Annotated in this window: 8 protein-coding genes; 3 read left to right on the top strand and 5 right to left on the bottom strand. The window is 60.4% G+C overall.

All coding sequences use genetic code 11. The features are described from left to right. Nucleotides 1–440 precede the first annotated feature (440 nt). Together M9Q49_RS34110 and M9Q49_RS34105 are read right to left on the bottom strand one after the other, a co-directional pair. Nucleotides 441–1,862: a DUF1501 domain-containing protein gene (locus M9Q49_RS34110; RefSeq protein ID WP_254513813.1), complete on the bottom strand. Its 1,422-nt coding sequence runs from the start codon at nucleotides 1,860–1,862 to the stop codon at nucleotides 441–443. Further along, nucleotides 1,852–4,170 (bottom strand): PSD1 and planctomycete cytochrome C domain-containing protein, encoded by a 2,319-nt coding sequence (locus M9Q49_RS34105; RefSeq protein WP_254513812.1) that lies wholly within the window; start codon nucleotides 4,168–4,170, stop codon nucleotides 1,852–1,854. Before M9Q49_RS34105 ends, M9Q49_RS34110 begins: the two co-directional genes overlap by 11 nt. 142 nt (nucleotides 4,171–4,312) lie before the next feature. Between M9Q49_RS34105 and M9Q49_RS34100 the strand changes: the two genes are divergently transcribed. Next, nucleotides 4,313–4,699, top strand: coding sequence for an immunity 22 family protein (locus M9Q49_RS34100; RefSeq protein WP_254513811.1), 387 nt, complete (start codon nucleotides 4,313–4,315; stop codon nucleotides 4,697–4,699). 69 nt (nucleotides 4,700–4,768) lie between these two features. Continuing rightward, complete coding sequence (locus M9Q49_RS34095) at nucleotides 4,769–7,399, top strand: RecQ family ATP-dependent DNA helicase (RefSeq protein WP_254513810.1); 2,631 nt, start codon at nucleotides 4,769–4,771, stop codon at nucleotides 7,397–7,399. 18 nt (nucleotides 7,400–7,417) lie between these two features. On the opposite strand, the gene M9Q49_RS34090 is transcribed toward M9Q49_RS34095, so the two are convergent. From M9Q49_RS34090 to M9Q49_RS34080, 3 genes are all read right to left on the bottom strand, one after another. Continuing rightward, nucleotides 7,418–15,724 carry a hypothetical protein gene (locus M9Q49_RS34090; RefSeq protein ID WP_254513809.1) on the bottom strand — a complete coding sequence of 2,769 codons (8,307 nt, stop codon included), beginning with the start codon at nucleotides 15,722–15,724 and terminating at the stop codon, nucleotides 7,418–7,420. Then, complete coding sequence (locus tag M9Q49_RS34085) at nucleotides 15,717–19,304, bottom strand: hypothetical protein (RefSeq protein ID WP_254513808.1); 3,588 nt, start codon at nucleotides 19,302–19,304, stop codon at nucleotides 15,717–15,719. Before M9Q49_RS34085 ends, M9Q49_RS34090 begins: the two co-directional genes overlap by 8 nt. A 336-nt stretch (nucleotides 19,305–19,640) precedes the next feature. Beyond that, nucleotides 19,641–20,336, bottom strand: a complete 696-nt coding sequence (locus M9Q49_RS34080; protein ID WP_254513807.1) for a hypothetical protein — start codon at nucleotides 20,334–20,336, stop codon at nucleotides 19,641–19,643. A gap of 56 nt (nucleotides 20,337–20,392) precedes the next feature. On the opposite strand from M9Q49_RS34080, the gene M9Q49_RS34075 reads away from it, so the two are divergent. After that, the gene (locus tag M9Q49_RS34075; protein WP_254513806.1) at nucleotides 20,393–21,358 is read left to right on the top strand and encodes a sugar phosphate isomerase/epimerase family protein; all 966 of its coding nucleotides are present in this window, start codon (nucleotides 20,393–20,395) and stop codon (nucleotides 21,356–21,358) included. The last annotated feature ends 6 nt before the right edge of the window (nucleotides 21,359–21,364 follow it).

Here is a 21,364-nt window from a genome sequence, read left to right as displayed (position 1 = left end):
ATTTTCGCGATATAGTGGACGGTTGTCAACTAAATGACATAATAAATACACCGCCATTGCGAACTAACTAACGATGCATCTCCTGAGACACTCAGCAAAACTATCTGCCAAGTAGAGGCACTCTAAGCTCCCAGCCCCTCACCCCAACCCTCTCCCCGGAGTACCGGGGCGAGGGAGTAAGAAGACGACTATGTCGCCGAATACTCCGTATTCGGTGGTGGCGGCCGAAAGCCGAGGCTCGCTGGAATCAGCGCCAGCGAAATTCCAGCAAGTTCGGCGAGTTGATTTCGCAGCGGCTTGTGATCCGCGGCGATGCACTCGCGCTTCCATGTCCGAACTTCCGTCCCCGCGCCGAAGCCGGAATTTCGCGGAGCTCATTCCTTGGGGAGTTGCTGTTTGACGCCAACCCATCGAATACGGAGTATTCGACGACGCTGTGCTCACACAATCTCGCGAATCACTTTACCTTCCACGAATGTCAGCCGTTCATTCCGGCCGAGGTGTGGATAGGTCAGCCGATGTTGGTCGAGACCAAGCTGATGGAGGATGGTCGTGTGGATGTCGCGGAAGTGGTACGGCTTGTCGACGGCCCGCAGGCCGATGTCGTCGGTCGCGCCGACGACATGGCCGCCGCGCACTCCGCCGCCGGCCAGCCACATGCTGAAGCCCAGGTTGTGATGGTCGCGCCCCTTGCCGGATTCCGCTTCGGGTGAACGGCCGAATTCGCCGCCCCAGAGGACGAGGGTGTCATCGAGCAAGCCGCGGCGTTTCAGATCGGTGAGCAACGCCGCGACCGGCTGATCGGTTTCGGCTGCCTTGCGGAGATGATTTTCCTCAATGTCGCCGTGGGCATCCCATTGCATGTTCCCCGGCCCACCGCCAGCCACGACGCAGACGAAGCGCACACCCTGCTCGACGAGTTTGCGCGCGAGCAGGCAGCGCCGGCCGTAGTCGTGCGTCGGCTCTTTTCCCACGCCGTACAGTTCGAGCGTTTCGTGCGTCTCTTGCGACAGGTCGAGCACTTCCGGCGCTTCGCTTTGCATTTTGAATGCCAGATCATAGGCATTGATCCGCGCGTGAAACTCTTCATCAGCAGGATCGAGCGTGGCGGTGTTCAGATCGCGAATGAGTTGGCCAGTCCTTCGTCGTGTCCCTGCCGCGACGTTCTTCGGCAAGTCAAGATTCAGCACCGGACGATCACCGGGGCGAAACATCGTCGGCTGGAGCGCGGCCGGCAGGAAGCCATGCATGTACATCGGCTGGCCCGCTTCGAGCGCGCCTTTCGGATCAGGCAGCACGACGTATGCCGGCAACGATTGCGTCTCGGCGCCGAGGCCGTACAAAATCCAACTTCCCATGCTGGGAAAGCCGGGCGTCAAGCGTCCGGAGAAAAGTTCGTACTGGGCAGCCGAGTGAACCACCATGTCGCCGTGACAAGAACGGATGACCGCGAGATCGTCGACGCACCGGGCTGTGTGCGGAAAGAGATCGGAGATCCAGGTGCCGCTGTCGCCGTACTGTTTAAACTTCCGCTGCGTGCCGAGGATCTTGGCGTCGCGATTGATGAACTGATATTTCGCTTCGCCAAACGCCGCCGGTCGCGGTTGGCCATCGAGCTTGTTGAGGAGCGGCTTGGGATCGAATGTTTCGAGATGGCTTGGCCCGCCGGCCATGAACAGAAAGATGACCGACTTCGCGCGCGGTTTGAAATGGGGTTGCTTCGTCGTGGCTCCCGCAGCGCGCACCTCTTCCTCGCGCAGCAGCGACGACACTGCCAGTCCGCCGAAGCCGCAAAAGGCATCGCGGACAAACTCACGGCGAGTTCGCGTTGGTCGGGAGTGGAGCGGCGAATCAGGGAACATACGCAAAGTCGTTCAAGTTGAAGAGTGCGAGGGCAAATTCTTCGAGCGTGCCTTCGGCGAGGAACTCCAAAGAGGTTTGCAGTTCTTTCGCGGTCGGTTCGCGGCCTAGCGCGAGTTGGAAGGCAGCTTTGACTGTCTCGGAGGGAGAAGACGCGTTCTTTCGCGGAGCGAAAGACGACAAGCGAGTTGCAAACGACTTGGCCAACTCGTTGGAAGTGCTGCCGTTGAGCAGTTCCAGAGCCTGCGGCGCGTGCGTGCTCGATTCGCGCCGAGCGCAACTGGCCAACAGCGCCGGGCCATCGAAGGTTTCCAAAAACGGCAGTCGCAAGTTGCGTTTGGTAATCAAATAGAGCGACCGCCGATCGTGCTGGGCGGGCCGAGCCACCTGCCACTGCGATGGTTTGTAAAGTTGATTCACCAACTGCTCATCGACTGGCAGCATGACGCTCGAGCCGCCGACTTGCAGGTTCAATCGCCCCGCCGTGGCGAGCATTGCATCGCGCAGTTCTTCGGCAGAGAGGCGCCGCCGATTGAACTTCCACAGCAAGCGATTCTCCGGATCGAGCGTCTCTTGCGTTTTTCGGTTCAGCACGTGACTCGTCTGGCGATAAGTGCTCGAGGTAACGATCGCCCGCTGAATCCCCTTCGCTTCAAAGCCCTTCTCGATCAAGCTCGCCGATAACCAATCGAGCAACTCGGGATGACTTGGCCGTTCGCCGCGGGTGCCGAAATCGTTGGCTGTTTTCACGAGGCCGACGCCGAAGTGACTTTGCCACAGACGATTGATATACACCCGCGCGAGCAGCGGGTTCTGCGGATCCGTGAGCCAGCGAGCCAGTTGCGTTCGCGGTTGACTCGTATCGGCAGGCAATTCCGCCGATTCGGACGGCACGAGAATGCTCGGCGGCCGAGGACCAACAGCGGCCAGCTTTTGCTCCCAAACTCCTCGGCGCAGCACATGGATCGGCGTGCGCTGCGACAGATCATTTGCAGTGGCTGGAATCGTCGCGAGCAGCGGCGGTAAGGTTTCTTCGATGGCATCGAACTGGGCCTGCAGCTTGGCGCGTTCCTCGCCGGTCTTCGTGCGCAGAACGACTTTTACTTTATCCATCTCGGCTTTGACGCGTTTGGTTTCGGCCTCCCAAGCCTGCTGATCGGCCGTCGAGGCCAGAGAGATATTGTGTTCCTGCGTTGCGGCGAAATAGGCTTGCAGGCGGTAATAGTCGCGCTGCGAAATCGGCTCGAGTTTGTGATTGTGACAGCGCGCACAGCCGACCGACAAACCGAGAAACGCTGCGCCGATGATGTCGGTCCGCTCGGTAAGCACTTCGTTTCGACTGAGGGCAATATCAGGATTGCCGGCATTCCGCCGCACAGGACCGAGGCGATGAAAGATCGAAGCCGTCAGCGCCTCGTGATCGTTTGGCCCGATCTCGTCACCGGCGATTTGCTCGGCGACAAACTGATCGAAGGGTTTGTCGCGATTGAACGCGCGGGCCACATAATCACGATACCGCCAGGCATCGGGCAGATGGCGGTCGTATTCGTAGCCCTCGCTCTCGGCATAACGCACCACATCGAGCCAATGCTGGGCCTGCCGCTCGCCGAACTGCGGCCGGGAGAGGAGTTCATCAACGAGCTGTTCATAAGCATCGGGCGCGCGGTCGTTCTCAAATCGTTCGATCTCGGTGGGCGCTGGCGGCAGCCCGGTCAAATCAAAAGACAACCGGCGAATGAGTTCGCGGCGCGACGCGGCGGGGGCCGACTCCCAGTCCTTTTGCTCCAACCGCTCGCGCACGAAGGCATCGACAGCGTTTTCACCGGCCTGCCGCACTGTGGGAACGGCGGGCAAACGAATCGGTTGAAAAGCCCAGTGCTGCCGAGCGGCGGCTGGCCAGGTTTCGGCGATTTCCGCCGGCGCATCGCGCGGGTCGGGTGCGCCGAGCTCGATCCAGCGCACGAAATGAGCGATGGTCGCGTCCGGCAACTTCGGTTGCTTCGGCGGCATCTCGAGCCCTTCGTGCCGGAGCGCTTGCACGAGCAAACTATCTGCCGGTTTGCCGAGGACGACGGCTGGGCCGCTGTCGCCGCCACGGCGAACTCCCTCGCGATGATCGAGTCGCAAACTACCTTCCAGCGGCGTCGCTTGCGCGCTGTGGCAGCGATAGCAGTGCGTCTTCAGCGCGGGCTCGATCTCAGCGCGAAAGAGCTGCAACCCGGCCTCGCTATCTCCGTCGGCGGCGCGCACGCATTGCGCGAAGGCAAGCAGCGAGACTGCCAGAAGAATCAACAGCGAAATGCGAGGCATGGCCATAGCTCAGTAGCTTACCCCAAGGGGCGGGCAACGCAAAATTCCCGGACCTTTTCGTTTCGTTGACATTCAGCGCTCGACCAATTCAACTGTCGGCAGATCAGTCGCGCAGGTGCATCAACTTGAAGGAGCATGTCCCTTGAATAAGGTCCACATCTTTATCAGCACCGGGCGGTTTAAGTCCTTCGCAGAGATGCGCGAGTTCATCGACGAGACGTATCCCGAAGACGAAGAGAGCGATGACGATGAAGACGAAGATGGTGACGACGACCCCGTGCCATCGCCGTTTATGGAAGAAGTCGGACTAAGCCGCTACGAACCGGGCTGCATTGAGGCAATCTACAAAGGAGAGCCGCTGCCCCTCTCTACGCTGCTGGCTGAGGCTTCTTATGTCGAACAGTGGTTGGCGAAGGTTGAGGGCGACCGCGTGGCCGACTCCGCGATTTGCGTTTTCGCTCCAAACCGCGTAGCGCGGCCGAGCGATTGTTCGTTGGAGTATGTCGGCGCGTACGATTACCAAGTGTGAACTGCGGCGGTGAACCGCTCTGGTCGAGCCGAGAGCTATTAGCGGCCGACTTTCCGCTACAATCGACCCATGGATGTGGCGGACATTAATATCGAAGATTACCTGGCGCCCTTTGGCCTGCGGCAATTCAGGCCGGGGCAACAGGATGCGATTCGCGCGGTGCTCGCGCGCCAGGATTGCCTCTGCATCATGCCGACCGGCGGCGGCAAGAGCCTGTGCTATCAACTGCCGGCGATCGCCCGCAGCGGTTTGACGCTGGTTGTTTCGCCCCTCATCGCATTGATGAAGGATCAGGTCGATGCCCTGCAGTCGCTGGGCATTAGTGCCACTTTTATCAATAGCTCGCTCACGCCCGTTGAGCAGCGGGAGCGGATGGACCGGATGGCGGCGGGCGATTATCGCCTGGTCTACATCGCGCCCGAGCGACTTCGCAATTCGATGTTTGCCGAAAAGTTGCGATCAACGCGCGTCGAGCTCCTCGCCATCGACGAAGCACACTGCATCAGCGAATGGGGCCATGACTTTCGTCCCGACTACGCCCGCCTCGGTTTACTGCGACAGCGAATCGGCAGTCCGCCGACCATCGCCCTCACGGCAACGGCCACGCCCGTCGTGCGCGAGGATGTGCTGAAGCAACTTCAGCTGCGCGATCCGCAGACCTTCATCACGGGTTTTCGCCGAACGAATCTGCATTTCGAAGTCATCACGGCCCACAGCCAGGCCGAGAAGAGCCGCGAACTGCTCGAGTTTCTGGAAGAAACGTCCGGCGCGGGAATCATCTACGCCGCGACTCGCAAGCGCTGCGGCGAACTGGTCGACATGCTCGCCGAAGCCGGCGTGAAGCGCAAGGTGGCCTTTTATCATGCGGGGCTCGCCCCCGATGAACGCCGCAGCGTGCAAGAAGCGTTCATGTCGGATCGCGTGCAGATCATCGTCGCCACCAACGCCTTCGGCATGGGCATCGACAAGCGCGATCTGCGGTTCGTCGTCCATTACAACATTCCCGGCAGTCTCGAAGCCTACTATCAAGAAGCGGGCCGCGCGGGACGCGATGGCGAGCGTTCGCGCTGCGTGCTGCTGTATAGCTGGGCCGATCGGAAGATCCAGGAATTCTTCATCGACAGCTCGTATCCGCCGCCGGACACCGTCGCCGACGTGTACGACTATCTGCGCGAGCTCGAAGAAGATCCCATCGAGCACACGCTGCAAGACATCAAGGAAACGCTCAACCTGCCGATCTCCAACGAGGGAGTGAGCGCTTGCGAAAAACTGCTGGAGCAATGCGGCGCGCTCGAACGACTCGACTCGCGGCAGAATATGGGGGCGGTCCGTATCGATAGCGATCTGCCAACGCTTGTCGACCTGCTGCCGCGCGACGCGAAGAACGCCCGCAAGGTGCTGCAAGTCATCGAGCGCCTGATGGGAGAGGTTCGCAACGAGCGAGTCTTCATGCGGGCCGATTACGTGGCCAAGCAAGCCGACATGGAAGTGACGGCTGTCAATCGCGCGCTCAAGGAGCTCAACAAACTGCAAGCCTTCAGCTATGTGCCGCCGTTTCGGGGGCGGGCCATTCACATGCTGGAGCGCGATAAGGATTTCGACGAGCTGGGGATCGATTTTGTCGAAGCCAACCGCCGCAAAGAAGCGGAGTACGCCAAGCTCGACAAGATGATCGACTATGCCGAGACGGGCCGCTGTCGACAGCGGGCCGTGCTCGATTACTTCGGCGATGCGAGCCCCGGCGACTGCGGCCTGTGCGACAACTGCGGCGGCGTGCGCGATGTTTCGCTCGCGGCTGGCAGCAGCGTCGGCAACAACGCCAGCGCCGCGAGCAAGCCAGCGGCGTTGCATCAGCACGTGGTCGAAGCGGTGCGAATCGTGCTCAGCGGCGCAGCCCGCATCAACGGCCGCTTTGGCAAAGGGCTGCTGGTGCGAATGCTCTGCGGTTCGACTTCGAAAGACGTCACCCGTTTCGGCCTGGCAAGGTTGCCCACGTTTGGCATGCTGCAAACGCTTAAGCAACCCGAAGTGACCGCCATTGTCGACGCACTATTGCGCTTGCGACTGCTCAAGCAAGAGGAATACGAGCGCGGCAGGCCGATGATCGAAATCACCGAGCAGGGCGAAGCGGTGATGCGCGGCACGATTCCGCTCACGCAAAGTTTGCCCGTCGAGCGCGAGCTGCTCGATCGTTTGCGAACCGTCGGGCCGTTTGTCAAAACATCGACAGCGCTGGTTGCGAAAGAGTCTGTTCACGAACCGCCGCGCAAAGAGCCACCCCGGCGCGAGCCGCCGCCAATCGATGACGAAGAAGAGTACGCACCGACCTTTGCCGAGCTCGATGCCCTGCGCGAAACAGCGCCGCAGCCAAAATTCGAGATTCCCGTGAAGTTTGGCGGGACGAAGTTCGAGCCGGCGAAAATTCCACCGCCGCCGCAGCCTGAACCAAAGGTCGCTGAACCGAAGCCGTCCGCGCCGAAACTGCCAACTCCGCCAGCCGCGAAACCAGCGGGAACTCTGTTCGCCAAGAACGGCGACGATTCGCTGCCGGAATACTACTGGACCTGGCGGACACTCACGGCGGGCTTCAGCCTAGCCGAAGCCGCTCGCATTCGCGGCTTGAGTCAGTCGCAACTGCAGCAGCACGTGCGCGAAGCGGCCCAGTTTGGTTACCAGGTCGAACCGACCTGGCTGGGCTAACTCTCTGCCCAACAACTCTTAAGCAGTCGCCACCGCCCGCCGCATATCGAGGATGCGGCGGACCAGCAGCACGATGCCGAGCCCGATCAGGATGAAGCCGTAAATCGGCAGGATCGAGAACAACACGCTGAGCATGCCGAGCAGAATCAGCAGGTTGGCGAAGGCAATCGTGCCCGTTGCCTGGCGAACAGGAAGCTGGCGGGCGATGCGATAGATCACCACGCCAACCACGATAATCGCCACAACAATCGCCAGGTTGATAAGCCGAGCTGTCAGATCGCGCGCGATCGGTTGGGCGGTGATCTTGGTTTCGCCGCGCGGAATGGTGAAGAGATAGACTCGGCCGCGCGCCGGCACATCGATGTCGAGACTGGCGAGGCCGGTCGCCGGCTGCGAACCAGGTGCTGCCGCCGATTGTCCGGGGCCCATCCCTCCGCCGCCACCGACAGCCATACCGCCACCACCCACACCGCCTATTTGATTGCCGAGTAAGGAGTGACCTTGCGGCGCACCGTCGCGCGACAAACCAAAGTAGAACCCGAATGTTTGATCATCATTGGGCCGGCCGGGCATTTGTCCTTGGCCCATTTGCCCGTTGCTTTGCTGACCGCCGTTTTGCGGCGCGACGGGCTGATTCGGCAGTTGCAGAGCCTGCTGCTGTTGCGCTTGATCTTCGTTCAATCGTTGCTGATAGCGGAAGGCATTGTCGCGCGCCTTCGATTGCTCGTTGTTATTAAAGGCCTGGCCTTGTCCTTGGCCAGGGTTTTGGTTTTGAACGGCATCGGGCTTGGCGTTCGCTGCGGCGGGGCCGCGCGGCGACAATCCGCGACCGCCGTAGAAGTTGGCCGCTGGGCCTCCCGCATTGTTCTGCGTTCGTTCCTTATCAGCGATCGCTGCCGCACGATCAGTTTCAAATTTCTGATCGAGATCATTGAGCTGCTGATTAAGTCCCGCGCGATCTCCGTTTAGATCCTTGGCTTGTTGTTGCACCTTGCCGCCGCGCGAAACGCGACTCTGGGGAGCCTCGCCCTGTTGCGGTTGTTTGGCGGCAGGCTCGCGCGACTTGGGAAGCAGCTGGTCTTTTGTTGATAACTGCTCGGCAGTCTTCTTCAGCTCTTCCTGAATCACTCGCTTGTTCGACTCTTCCGTGTCGAGCTTGTTTCCCTTGAGGAATTGCGGGTTATAAGCGAGCTCACCTTTTCCCTTCGACTCCTTCGCATCGTCCGGCTTCGCGCCAGCCGCTTCGAAGTTGTTGCCGAGTTGCGTGACGACGTTCTTGCTGCGGGCCACTTTCTGTTCCATCAGCGCGCCATTGAGGCGATAACGGTTGTCGTTCGACTGCAATTCGTCGATCTGCATTTGCACCTGCTCGGCTGCTTCTTGCTGGGCCGATTGCAGCTCGGAGTAGTTGCGCTGAGCGAGCCCCGACTGCTCGAGATTATTGGCCGAACGGCTGGCCGAATTGAATTGCCAGGTCTGCAGCAAGCCCGAGAGATTGGCCTGGGCTCGCAACTTCGTATTCAGGTCTTCGCTCTGCAGCGACTGTTTTGCTTCTTCCACTTTCTTGTTGAAATAGCGTTGAAAGCCTTCCTCTAGTTCGTTCTCGCTCTTCACTTGCGACATCGTGCCGCCGAAGTGCGGCCACTCGAAATCATCAGGCAAGTAGAGTTGCACCTGGCTTTGCTCGACGTTGATGTTTTGCGTGCGGAGCAGCGGGAAGTCGATCGAGCGCAGCGAGCGGAGTCGGCCGACGCTGCCGGCGTAACGGATCGAAACCGAGTAATCGCCGCTGCCGGCTGGTGTCTTGATGAGCGGAATCCGCATCTCGCCGACTACCGCCGGCGTCTTTTCGACGGGCTTCACCGGTTGGCCGCGCACGATGGCGGTCCACAGCTTGGCGCCAGCTGGAATCGCGATGTCGAGATATTGCTCGGTGCTGTTGCTCACCTGGAAGACGACCAGCGCGCGATAGCCGCCGGCTTCGTCGACGATGAGCGTGGTCCGGGCAAACTCGATGCGGGCCTGCGCGGTTTGTACTTGTTGATTCTGCTGCGTCTTGAACGTGAGGCTCGGCGCCTTGTCGCTGTTCACGACGTAGGCCTGCGTCACGATGCTGTCGTCCGCATTCCCCAGCAGGCGAGTCATTTCCTGCCAGGCCTGCTGCTGACGCGAAATCGGTTCGAGGCCGACGCGATTAACTTCCACCACTTCATCGCGGCCGACGTTTTCGATCACGACGAGTCGCTGGGCTGTGGTCCCCGTCAGCGAGCGCGGAATGGCAACGTCCTGCGGCTTGTCGGTGAGGAGTCGATCTTGCTCGACAATCACACCGAGGCGGTCGGTCACATCGTCTTGCAGCGACAACGTTACCAGAATCCAACCGGGCAACGGCTGGCCGTTTTCGGTGGCCGGCGTGATCTTTTTGCGCTGCAGCAACGATTCTTCCTGCGGAATGCGAATGCGCGCGGTGCGGAAACTTTCCGGCAACATGAATTGCAACTCGTGAATGCCGGCATCGGTGATTTGATACTCGAGCAGCATGGTCTCTTCGATCGAACGGCGCGTCACTTTCACGTTGCTCACACTACGAACCGTCACGCGCGGCGTCTTGCGCGTCAGCTTGAATGTCGCCGAGTAGTCGGCAGCGCGATACTTGAGCGCGACGCGGGCCAGCGGTTGTTGTTCCGCCTTCAGCCAGCCGAAGGTTTGCTGCAACAGGCCCGTTTCGGCGTTCTTCAGATTGGTAGCCTGCACATCGGTGTCGGGATCAGAAAGGACGGCGATCTCGCCCTGCTGCCGTTCGACGCCGAGCACGCTGATGACCGGTGCGGCGAGTTCTTCCCACTTCTCCCGCTTGGCAAAGTGGCCGAGCAGCGTGAGGGTGAATTCGCTCTCGCGGCCATCGAGCAGATGGACGCTCAGTTTCTTCCGATTGCTGGCGGCATCGTTCACCACCGACCAGTTAACCTCGGTCGGCTGGAGTTCGTCGATCTCGAAACCGGCTGGTAGCAACACTTCGACGTGATACAGCGGCTGGCCTTGGGGGCGAAAGGTGATCTTTGATTCGAGTGTCGTTTCGCGCTCGGCAACTCGCAGCACTGAACGAACATCGGCTGCCGTGGCCGCGGCCGTTTCGGCGGCGTTCAAGCGGAGCGTGAATTTATTGCCGGCGCCGGAAGTGACGAAGCGATAAACCTGATACGGCCGCAGATTCAGAATCGACGGATCCTCGGCATCGGCAGCGTGCACGACATTATTCAGCTGACCATCGCTATCGGCCCGCGACAGGCCGGTCGCGGCTTCGGTGCGCAGTTCGATGCGCGGGCTGCGGCGAATCATGATCTCGCCTTGTTGCAAGGCAGCGCCGCTGACGAACACGGCTGGGGCGTCGAACGTGGCGAACTCGCCCGTGCCGATGCGGCCCCGTTTGGAGAGGACGAGCGTGATCTTTTCCGAGCCGGTGGCCGGCTTGAGGAGCGTGACGTTGACAATCTGCTGGGCAGCATCGGGCTTGGTTTGCCAGCCGCGGATGTTGTCGCTCACGACTTGTTCGATCGAGTAACCCAGCGGCAGGCTGAATTCGAATTGATCGCGCGTGCCGCGACCGAAGTTCAATTCGCCGATCCAGGTCAAGCGCAGAGCGTCTTCGCGCACGTCGAGCACGCTGGTGCTCTTGGCGGTCAGGCTCTGATCGATTTGCCCGACCGCGACCTTTGGCCGCCATTGCAGGTCCAAGCGGCCGCCGCCGGCGCCGACGAGGGTCGTTTCGATCTTTTCGTTGGCGGCCTTTGTTTCAAAGTTGTCCTTGTCCGGCGTGCCGGCAATGCGGACTTCGGTGGCAGTTTCGGGAATAGTGAGCGCGAGTTGATTGGCGCCGCCGAGCGGCAGCGAAGCCGCTACTTGTCGCCAGCCGCCGCGCCGCGTGAGACCGAGGCGGAACGAAACTTCGGCGGTCTTTCGGCCAGCGCCTTGCGTGTGCAGGATGATCACGCCGCCATTTTCGACGTTCGGCGGGATGGATTTTGAATCTTGTTGTTGCTGCGGTTGTTGCGCGGCGGGGGCTGGTTGCGGCGCGACGACTTGCAGCCGCGCGGGCTGGCCATCGAGCGTTGCTTTCACCAGCACACCGCCCGAGAACGGCAGCGGAATGGCTACGGGCTTGTCGCCCAGGACCTCGATGGTGAGCTTGCCGGTGACGAGCAGATCGTCGGTCGCCGCGAGCGTAGCTTCGTAGTTGGCCGCGAGGATCGCGAAGTCGATCGGCGCCGGCTTGGCTTCCTTCGGCTTGTCGGGATGCGCCCGATTCCAGAGCTCGATGAACTTCGCATACGGAATGAGGACCTTCTTCGCTTGGGCGACGCCATCGGGGTCGTTCGCATCAAAGGGAATGATCACCGCATCGGCAGGGACCGTGACCGGACCGCCCGGTTCGAGCAGCGGCAGCAGATCCTTGAGCTCGACTGCTTTGGCCCCTTCAGGCAACGGATACGCAGGAGCTTGGGCGACTGCGTTCGTCGAGTTACCGAGCAACAGCAGGCAGAGGAGCAGCGGCGCGATGATGGTGCCGGTGTTCGTCGCGAGTGGAATGTTCGTCGCTTCGGTCTGGAACCAATCGGCTGGCAACCGCCGCAGAATGGCTCGCCGGAGCGAGAACAGGACCGACGCGATGAGATAATAGGGCACGAGCGCGCAGGCCGCGTAGAACGCAGCGTCGAAGACCGGCGCGAGATCGTCGAGTTCGCTGGTGAGGAGCAGCGGCAAGGAACTCAACAGCAAAAAGATCACAACGAAACCGGCCTGGTTTTTAGCCGGCCGATAAGTGAGCGCAGTCCCCATCAGAAACACGAGCAAGCCGACGCCCCAGGCAGCCCAGCGAATGCGGGTGCTATCGACGAGGGTCACTTCGAGTCGGGGATCGACACCAAGGCTGCGAAAGGTTTCGATCGTTTCAGCGCGAGCGGGGCGGAAGTCGATCGGCAAGCTGCTGACCCCTTCGAGAGCGGAGAAAATGTCGGCGCGACCAGACACGACCGACATTAGTTCGCGTGGCTCTTCTTGAACAATGATCGGCGGCTTCGCCGGCATCGAGGGCTCGGCCGGTTTGGCCGCGGGAGGTGGCTGCGGTCCGGCCTGCGGGGGCAACGGCGGCGGAGCATTATCCGCAGGTTGGCTGGCCGGTTTCGGGTCGCTCTTGGGCAGGGCTGGCTCAACGGGAAATGCTGCATTCGGCGCGGGTGCACCGAAGGGGTCCATGGCTTGCGGTGCTTCGGCACCAGGAGGTGGCAAGGCTTCGGCGGTAGGAGGCATCGAGCTTGTATCGTCAAGCGGCGTTGCCTTGCTGAGATAGTGACTTAGGTCAGCATCTTCATGCATGTAATGACTAGCGGATGCATAAGGGCCCATGCCACCACCATAGAACTTCAGCAGTTGCCAAACTTTCAGCGCCGCAATTTCGCGCGGCGGTTTGGCAACTGGCGCCACCGAACCGCTGCTGGTCTTCAGCACATAGCCACTCGGCAGAATCAACCGCCATTCGAGATCGGCCTGCGGCACTTCGCGATCGGTTTCGTCGCCGCTGCCGCGCAGCAGCAAGTGGGGCGCTGCGGCAGAGATCGTTGGAGCGAGACTCAGTTCGCGGCCGGTGGTTTCGAAAACAATTTGCACGCGGCGAACCGGCAGGTCTTCGCGCGGCGGTAAGCTGACGAGCAGCGTGTGCTTTTCTTTCTGCGGTTTCGTCGGCTGACCATCGACCAGCATCGTCCACAAGACTGCATCACCGGGGAGCGCGACTTCCAGGATGGTCGCTTTCGTCACGAGGTCATAACGCGCGATCGATTGCGTCAAGCCATTGGCCGAAATGCGGGTGAGCAACTCGGCCCGCTGGGCGATGGCGCTGGGCAGCACGTGTTGCGTACGACGAACGACATCGATCTTCAGCACGCCATCGCGGCCGGTGTAACCATAAGCGCCGATCAGGCGACGGTCGCCGGTTTGGGCAGGATTATCGAGCAAGTAACGAGCCTGATAGAGCTCGGCTTCGTCAACCGTGCGAAGAGTGGTCTTCGGTTGCACCTCGAGCTCGGGCGAACCTTCGAGCGAAATGAACGCCGATTGAAATTCCACGTCCTCGGCTTGCGCGAGCGGCAGCGGATAGTCCTTCAACTGACGTTCGGCCAGCGGTTGCTGAAAATCGACGGTCAGCCGGATTTCGCCGGCCTGCCGATCGGCAAGTTGCACGATCCAGCGGCGGCGGTCACCTTCGTCGGCGCTGCGCTGTTCTTTTACCTGCACGCCGTCGAGACCGATGATGGTGATTTCCTTCGGCGTCGATAGCGGCAACGAAAACGCAAGCTGGCGGGTACGAGCTTCGCGCACTTGATAGATGAGTTCGTAGTGAGCCTTCAGCGCGTCGGGCAACACTTGCACGAAGGAGAAGACCTCTGCGGCCAGCGACGGCTGCTTCCGCTCGACCGTAAACTTGGCCGCGAAAGGACGCGATTCAAAACGATAAGCGGCCGCGGTGGTGACACCGGCCAGGCCTTGTGCTGGCTTTTCATTTTCCAGCAGTGGCACGAGGCCGTTCAGATCCGTTGGTTGAACCGCAAGGTCATCGCCAGTTTGCACGGCAACGGCGCCGGCCTCGCGCGTGGCTCCTTCGATTTCGAGTTGCGGGAAAGTGACGGGCTGTTCTTTCCAATCGGCGAGCCAACCGGCGGGATTGCTCGACGCGCGCACAATAATCTTGCCGCGCTGTCCAGCAGGAATTCTTTTGCGCAGCGTCACCAGCAGCCGAGTGCTGCCGTCGGCCAGTTCGTAGCGTTCGATCGGCAACGGCTGATTGTCGTCGCCGAGAACTTCTTGCACGCGCCAACCGAGGGGCGCTTTCAGGCGAATTTGAAACAAATCTTCGGCGAGCGGCGAGACGATAAATCCACCGCGCAAGTCGTGCCCTTGATCGCTGAGCGACAGGAGGAGACTGGTCGACACCACCAGGCCTGATTCGGGCCGAACGAAGTTGGCTGAGAGATCGTACTGCGTGGCGTCGATATAGGCGGGAACGTAATAGGTCGCGACATGCCGCACGATTGGCGCACCTGGTTCAGCGCGGAAGATGCTTTCGGGCATCGCTTGCGTGAGAATCGGCGAATCGATGGGCAGGAGCTGTTTAGTCGTGAGTTCCTGCGGTTCGAGGCGATCTTCGACCAGCAAACCGACCACGGCGACTTCTCCAGCGACATCGAGCGGCTGCAATCGAGGCAGCTTCCACTTTTGCAAACTGGCGAGCCAATCCTGACCGAGTTCCGGCGAACGATTGGCCGAAATAGCGATCAGCGTGGCGTCGGTCGTCGCTTCACTGAGAACGGCTTCGAGAATTTGCCGGCCTTTGTCGTCCGGCTTGACTTCCCAGCGCGACAGCCGCTGCGAACTGACATTCGTCACTTCAAAACCGGCAGGCACCACGAAGCGAAAACGATCGACTGGGTCATGCAAAATGCGCAGGGCGACATTTACATGCAACCGTTCGTAGCCGAGCGTGATTTCGTCGACTTGAATGGTGCGGGCCACGACCAGCCGTTGCTCGCGCGCTTGCTTGTTGTTGAGCGACATGACAATCGACATCGGGCCGCGTTCGAGGAGCAGCGCGAGATCGGTGCGATTGGCCCCTTCGTTGTACTTGCGGCTAACGACCGAGGCGCCCCCTTTCACTTCGACATTGCCGGCCACCGATAGATCGAACGTCGCCGTCGTCGCCACCGGCAGCGCGATGTGCAGCGTTTGCAACGCAGCAGCGGCGGGAACGGCGGCCGTGAGTTGCAGCTCGAGCTGATGCTTGCCGCGGCCATTGACGAACAGCTTGACCAAGCCACGAGCATCGCGGGCCAGCGAGGCCGACTTGCCGTCGAGCGTGGCGCTCTTGATGCCCACGTGACCGAGCTGCAGCGACACCACTTGCCAGCCGTCCTGCAACACCTCGAGCTCGAGCTTGCCGGTGACTTGCGCCCGGCCGTCGTCGATCTTGCCGGAGTACGCGGCTTGCAGCATGACGACGTTGACGGGCCCTTGCTTCGCGGCTTGGGCCTCGACCACTTTCAGCAGCTCTTCGTATTCCTCGCGGGTGAGGAAGACGCGGTTTTTGTCACTTTCTAGAATGACTTGCAGGTCATCGAAGGGGACGAAGATTTCGCGAATTGTTTTTTTGCCCGCGGGCTTGGCGGGAGCGTTGGCGGCGGGCGCGTTCGCCGGCATGTTAGGTTCTGCGGCGATCGCGTGAAACGCGAGCGACAGGAGCAGGATGATCGCAGACAAAGGATTGAACTTATTCATGACGTTCACCTCCTTCTTTGCTCGGCGGATTGTCCGTCGGCGGCGGAACGGGTGGCGTGGCCGTACCTTCGGGCGTCGAGACCATCGTTCCTGTTCCAGGCCCGCCGGGTCTGAAGGGCGTTTCTCCGGCGTTCGCGACTGGCGAGGTAGCAGCCGCCGCGGCGACGGCAGAAGCGGCTGCTGCGGTGCGTACCGGCCGAGTTGAGATCCAATGCACCACGCCCGGCAAGGCCCAAGCCAGGAACCGCACCAACCAGACGAGCAGCACCAGGCCGATCGCCGCAGTAAGCGAGCCGGTGATCACCGCCTTCGCCAGCGTTGGCAGCAGCACCGCAATCAGGACAACGGCTACTACCACGGCAGCGAGGAACCACAGGCGTTCACCAATGGGCCGCGCTGTAAGTGCGACGCCGATGACAGCGATGATGAGGAACACCAGCACTTGTAGGCCCGTGCGGTTCATCGAGACGAGTCGCAGCGAGTCGGCCGTCGTCGGCCGGAGCGCGGAGAACAAATAGAGCGTGCCATCGGTGCGGAAGTCGTTGCCGAGCGTGTTGCAGCCAGCAACGTTTTCCTTGATCTGATTGAGCAGGTGTTGATCGCTGCTGCTGCCTTGCAGCGTCGGCGGCCAGGCGGCTCGATTCTCAGCCGTCCACGGGCCGGTCATGCCGAGCAGTTGCTGCTCTTCGGGCAAATAGGCCGCGAGATAAACTTGCTGCACGGCAGTTTCAGAATCGAGGAAGGTCGGCACGCGGAGATCGCCTGCATTGCCCTTGTAGAAATAGCGCAACTCCACCACGACCGCAGCATCGGGCGAATGGCCGGCCAGCGGAATGAAGAGGTTGTCCTTATCGTCGCGCTCGAGGCTGACCGTCTGGCCGTTGATGCGGAGGGGTTGCGTATCGAAGGCGGCCCCTTCGGGCAGCATGACTTGAATCCGCTGCTTCGCGCTCAGCAGGCGATACATGGCTTGCACGTTCAACTCACCGCTGCGAATGGCGACGATGCGAACCAAGCCGACCTCGACGCTGGTCTTCTTCACCGATTCGAGTTCATAGCGAGTCGCGAGGAGCGACAGCGACCAATCATCGTGAAATTCAAACGCACGGGCGGCATCGGGCACTCGAATCTTCATATCGACGCGCGGATCGATCGGCCGCAAGCCGGTGGCTTCGCCATCGACGCCGATGTCGATCGTCTCCGCCCGCGTGGCAGCAATTTGTCCCCAGAAGCGATCGACGCCGACAGCTTTCAAGATCGGCAGCGAAATCTGCACGCCCTTGCCAGCCGTCAGCCCTTCGAGCTTTTGTTGCCAGGTAAATTTCACTTGCAATGGGCCGAGTAACTCGGCTTCGCCGGCAAGCTCGAGCGCGGTGTAATCGGGCGAAACTTTCTCTGGCTGCGGTTCCATCGGCCGCTCGCGAATCGTCGGCGTTTGATTGCGGAGTTCGCCGACGAGCGTCTTCGGCACGTCGATTCGCAGCGATTTCACGCCGCTGTATTTCACATCGAAATCAAAAATCGATTCGTACTTCACCACGCCTTGCTCGACGCGTGCGATCAAGGTCTGCTGAACTTCGATATACGGTTTGCGACGTTCGGCTTCCACTTTCAGCCGGGCTGGTTCCTGCGTAAAAGCGAAAGCAAACAGTTCGCGGAGGAGCGGGAAGCGGCCGACGCGAAGCGACTCCATTCCTTGCACCGCTTCGGCAGGCGAGATGGGCCGCAGACCAACTTGTTCGGTCGGATGGACGGCGAGGCTCTCCGGTGTGTAGACCAACAGTCGTCCTTGCGAACGGGCGACACTCGTCGGATTGACGCGCATCACCGGAATATCGAGGGCCGACGACTTGCCGGTCGGCGAGAGGAGATTGGGATCTTCGCTCCGCTTTTGCAGTTCGACCAGCAAGGCGACCCGGCCGAGCGCTTTGCGGCTGAGGTTCACGTTGAGGCGCGATTTCGATTTGCGCGACTCTTCCACGCCGTTGACCGTGACTTTGATATCGCGATCGGCCAGGTGATGCGAATCGACTTGCACACCGGCAGCACCAGCGATGTTGCGACCGGCGACCGAACGAACGTCGTAGCCTTCGGGCACGTCGACTTCGAGTTGAAACACACCAGCCCGCGTGATGTTGTAGATCGCGAGCAGCGTGAGCGTGGTTTGCTGCGGCTCGATAAAAACTTCGGCCAGCTGATCGACTTCGACCTGCGGCTTGACCGATTCGACGGTCAGCGTCAAATCATACGCAGCCCGCGAATAACGAAAGGCATAAGCCCAGGCCTGGCCGGCGAGCGGCTGAGGAAGTTCGGCGGCATCGATCTGCAGCAGATCGAGTCGACTGTCGACTTCGCTGCGGAGCGACTCGGCGAGACGGACGACGAGAATCCCTTGCTGACGCCCGACGTCGATGGCGCGGATGACGGGCGTTTTCACTTGTTGCCGAGCCATTTCGGCGGGCATTTCTTTGTCGCCGATGAATTTTTCGAGTTCGATCACCAGGTTCTGCGTGCCGCGCGCCGGCTGAAAGAGATCGACCGTAATCACCTTGCCAAGGGCATCGGCTTTTTGCGTCCAGCCTTTCACGTTGTCGTCGAACACGTTGACCACGTCGTGATCGCTGGGAACAGCGACTTGCAGTTTGCTGAGATCGGCGCGGCTGATTTCATAGATGAGCGCCGCCCGCGTGCGAACCACGCGTTCGTCGATCGTCACTTCCTGTCGAACCTGCACTGTGGCAAGTGCGGCGAGACCCGCGGCCCCTTCGGCCTTCGGCGTCCAATCGATGCGGACTTGATCGGCAGCGCCGACGAAGGCTTCGACGACGGTTTCCTTTTTGTCTTCGGGCTTTCCTTCGTTCGCCATTTCGGCCGAGGCTTCGGTGGCGGAGAGCTTAGGATGGACATTCACTTTCACGCCCGGCTGCGAGACGCGGATCTCCCAACGATTGACCGGCGCTTGCGGCGCATCGAACTGCACGCTGTTGGCGCCGGGCGATTTGTTGTACGCGCGGGCATAAACGACCTTGAGGGTCAGTTGCTCGGGCTCTTTCCCCTTTTTCTCGAAGAGGAGCTTGTAACCAACGGCAGGATCGTGCAGCAGTCGCGCGGCGTTATCGCCGAGCTTGGCCGAGCGAATCGCAGCGTCCTTCAAACGGAGCGGCACTTCATTCCAACCTTCGCGGAGCACTTCCAGCTTGATCGTCGCGGTCACTTCCACGACGTCGGCTTTGTCGTTGATGACAGCGACGCTATCGATTTCGGAAATGACCGCGCCGACCGGCGGCTTGATTTCTTCGATCCGCTTGCCGGCTGCTTGGGCAGCGTTCCACAGTTGCTGAAACTTGTCGTAAGGCAGGAAGACGCCACGGCCTTCTTTTTCGAACAACGCACGAAGCTTGGCGTAAGGGATATAAATCGTCTGCTCACGCAACGGCGTTTCGGCTTTGCCCTCGGCCTTGGCCACGTCTTCAGGCGTGGGCATGGGAGGCTTCGGATTGTCGCCGGGTTGAGCGAATGCGCTCGGCAGAAAGAGAAGGGCCAGCAAGCAGGCGGTCGCCAATCGGAGAGAGAATCGCATCGTTCAATTCCTGAAAAAGGAGGCGTCAGCTCGCGGCGAGTTCCTGCGCCGGCCGGGCCTGCATTTATTCAATTACTGTTCCGCGGGATGAGATCTGAAAATTCGCTACAGCGCACGGCGGGAGTTCCGTTCCTCGCCCGAATTCTATGCTATGACCTGACAAGTTTACGCCAGCCTGCAGCACTTGTTACACGTTTGCTACAGCGGCCGCGTACCGAGCGCACGGCTGGCTTATCTTAGACGATCTACCTTTACGATTTGTTCTAAGAGGCTGGAATTGGTTGTAACGAATTTGTAAATTGAGCGGATTGTCTCGCTTGAAAGTCGCCTGCCAATTCAGACTTCCACCGGCGCTGCTTGTTGCTCGGTTGGCAGTGCGGGCAGAATGATGAAGCGAGAAACGATCGCGCGCGGAGAGATATGAACAAGAGCCTGAACCGCGGCAAACAAGTACCCCGCGCCTGCGAACGGATACCGCAAAGCAAACGCGCCGATGCTGATCAACAGAGAGATGAATGCCCACGCGTAAACCAAGAGGTAAATCCGCGGCCCCCACCGTAGCTGTGGATTTGGTTTGGGCAGCCAGTTCGGATAGTTCCTCTTGATGAACGCAAATATTCCCAGCAAGCACGCAAGTTCGGTGAGAAGAATCAGCGCCATGTTCAAATCGGCATGTCCAGTTAGCCAGGCACCCTGTCGTTCGTCGGTGGGACGGACATGAAAACTGCGACGGCTCAACGAGAAATCAACCTGTAGAAGCCCGTCCTTGCGCCGCAAGTCAATATCGTCCATCTCCTTAAACTCAGGTTTTAGCCCCGTCTTCTCCTCATAGACCTCGCCTAGGCTGCGGGCCGCCTTCTCCCACCACTCGGCCTTTCCTTGAAATGGTTTCAATGCGCGCACGTCTCGATGCTCGAGCACAATTCCAATCGCAAGGCCGATAACAACCGTTGCCCACAGAAAATCGCGGAGAGTTAGTTGCATCGGCAAAATTCCAAAGCGATGGTTGACAGTAGGCATGCCGCTTGACATCACCCACCGTCAGCCTAATCTGACAAGCTCGCTAACTGAAACCTTGGAGATCTCCCATGCAACTACCCTCGTCGCAAACTTCGCCAACTCAACGACGCGCGTTTCTCGCTGCCGCAGGCGCAACCACCCTTGGCCTGGCAACTTCATCGCCTGCCCAAGCCGAAGAAAAACCTGCCGCGTTCGTCGCGCCGCCGACCGGCAAAAAGATCCTGTTGTCGTGCAAGCTGACGATGATTGCCAAGAAGGTGGATGGCAAGGATCTGACGATTGTCGAGCGACTGAAGCTCGCCCAGGAAGCCGGTTTTGACGGCGTCGATTTCGACGATGCGGCGCCTTACACGCCCGAGCAAGTCCGGGCTGCCGTGCAAGAGTCGGGGGTGTTCGTCCACAATGCGATCAATCACGCTCACTGGGGCAAGCGACTCACCAGCAAGGACGAAGCCGAGCGCGCGCAAGGGGTGAAGAATATCGAGCATTGCTTGCGAGTTGCGCAGGCGGCTGGCGGCAGCGGCGTGCTGATTGTGGTCGGCAGTGGCAACGACGGCACGGAGGAAGAGTGCAATGAACGCGCGCGAACGGAAATCAACAAGCTGATTCCGCTCGCCGCGTCGCTGGGTCAGCCGATCTTGTTCGAGAACGTGTGGAACAAGCTGCACTACGATCACGACAAGCCGCCGGAGCAATCGCCGCAGCGGTTCATCGATTTCGTCGACAGTTTTAATAGCCCGTGGGTGGGCATGTACTACGACATCGGCAACCACTGGAAGTATGGCCAGCCGCGCGAATGGCTGAAGGCTTTTGGCCGCCGCGCCGTGAAGCTCGATGTGAAGGGCTTCAGCCGGGCTAAGAACAAGTTCGTCGACATCACTTCGCCCGAAGACGACCTTCCCTGGGATGAAGTCCGCAAGGGCTTGGAAGAAATCAACTTCACGGGCTGGACCACGGCGGAAGTCGGCGGCGGCGATGCGAAGCGACTGACGATCGTCCGCGAGCAAATGCAAAAGGCGTTCGGCCTGACGTAATTCGCA

Source organism: Anatilimnocola floriformis, assembly GCF_024256385.1.
Classification (GTDB): domain Bacteria; phylum Planctomycetota; class Planctomycetia; order Pirellulales; family Pirellulaceae; genus Anatilimnocola; species Anatilimnocola floriformis.
Note: the sequence above shows the minus strand (reverse complement) of the source record. Positions and strands in the feature narration are given on the sequence as shown.

Bases quoted from the DNA above. Each gene is read 5' to 3' on its own strand.
- M9Q49_RS34110 (WP_254513813.1), bottom strand. From the start codon at position 1,862: ATGTTCCCTGATTCGCCGCTCCACTCCCGACCAACGCGAACTCGCCGT.
- M9Q49_RS34105 (WP_254513812.1), bottom strand. From the start codon at position 4,170: ATGCCTCGCATTTCGCTGTTGATTCTTCTGGCAGTCTCGCTGCTTGCC.
- M9Q49_RS34095 (WP_254513810.1), top strand. From the start codon at position 4,769: ATGGATGTGGCGGACATTAATATCGAAGATTACCTGGCGCCCTTTGGC.
- M9Q49_RS34090 (WP_254513809.1), bottom strand. From the start codon at position 15,724: ATGAATAAGTTCAATCCTTTGTCTGCGATCATCCTGCTCCTGTCGCTC.
- M9Q49_RS34085 (WP_254513808.1), bottom strand. From the start codon at position 19,304: ATGCGATTCTCTCTCCGATTGGCGACCGCCTGCTTGCTGGCCCTTCTC.
- M9Q49_RS34080 (WP_254513807.1), bottom strand. From the start codon at position 20,336: ATGTCAAGCGGCATGCCTACTGTCAACCATCGCTTTGGAATTTTGCCG.
- M9Q49_RS34075 (WP_254513806.1), top strand. From the start codon at position 20,393: ATGCAACTACCCTCGTCGCAAACTTCGCCAACTCAACGACGCGCGTTT.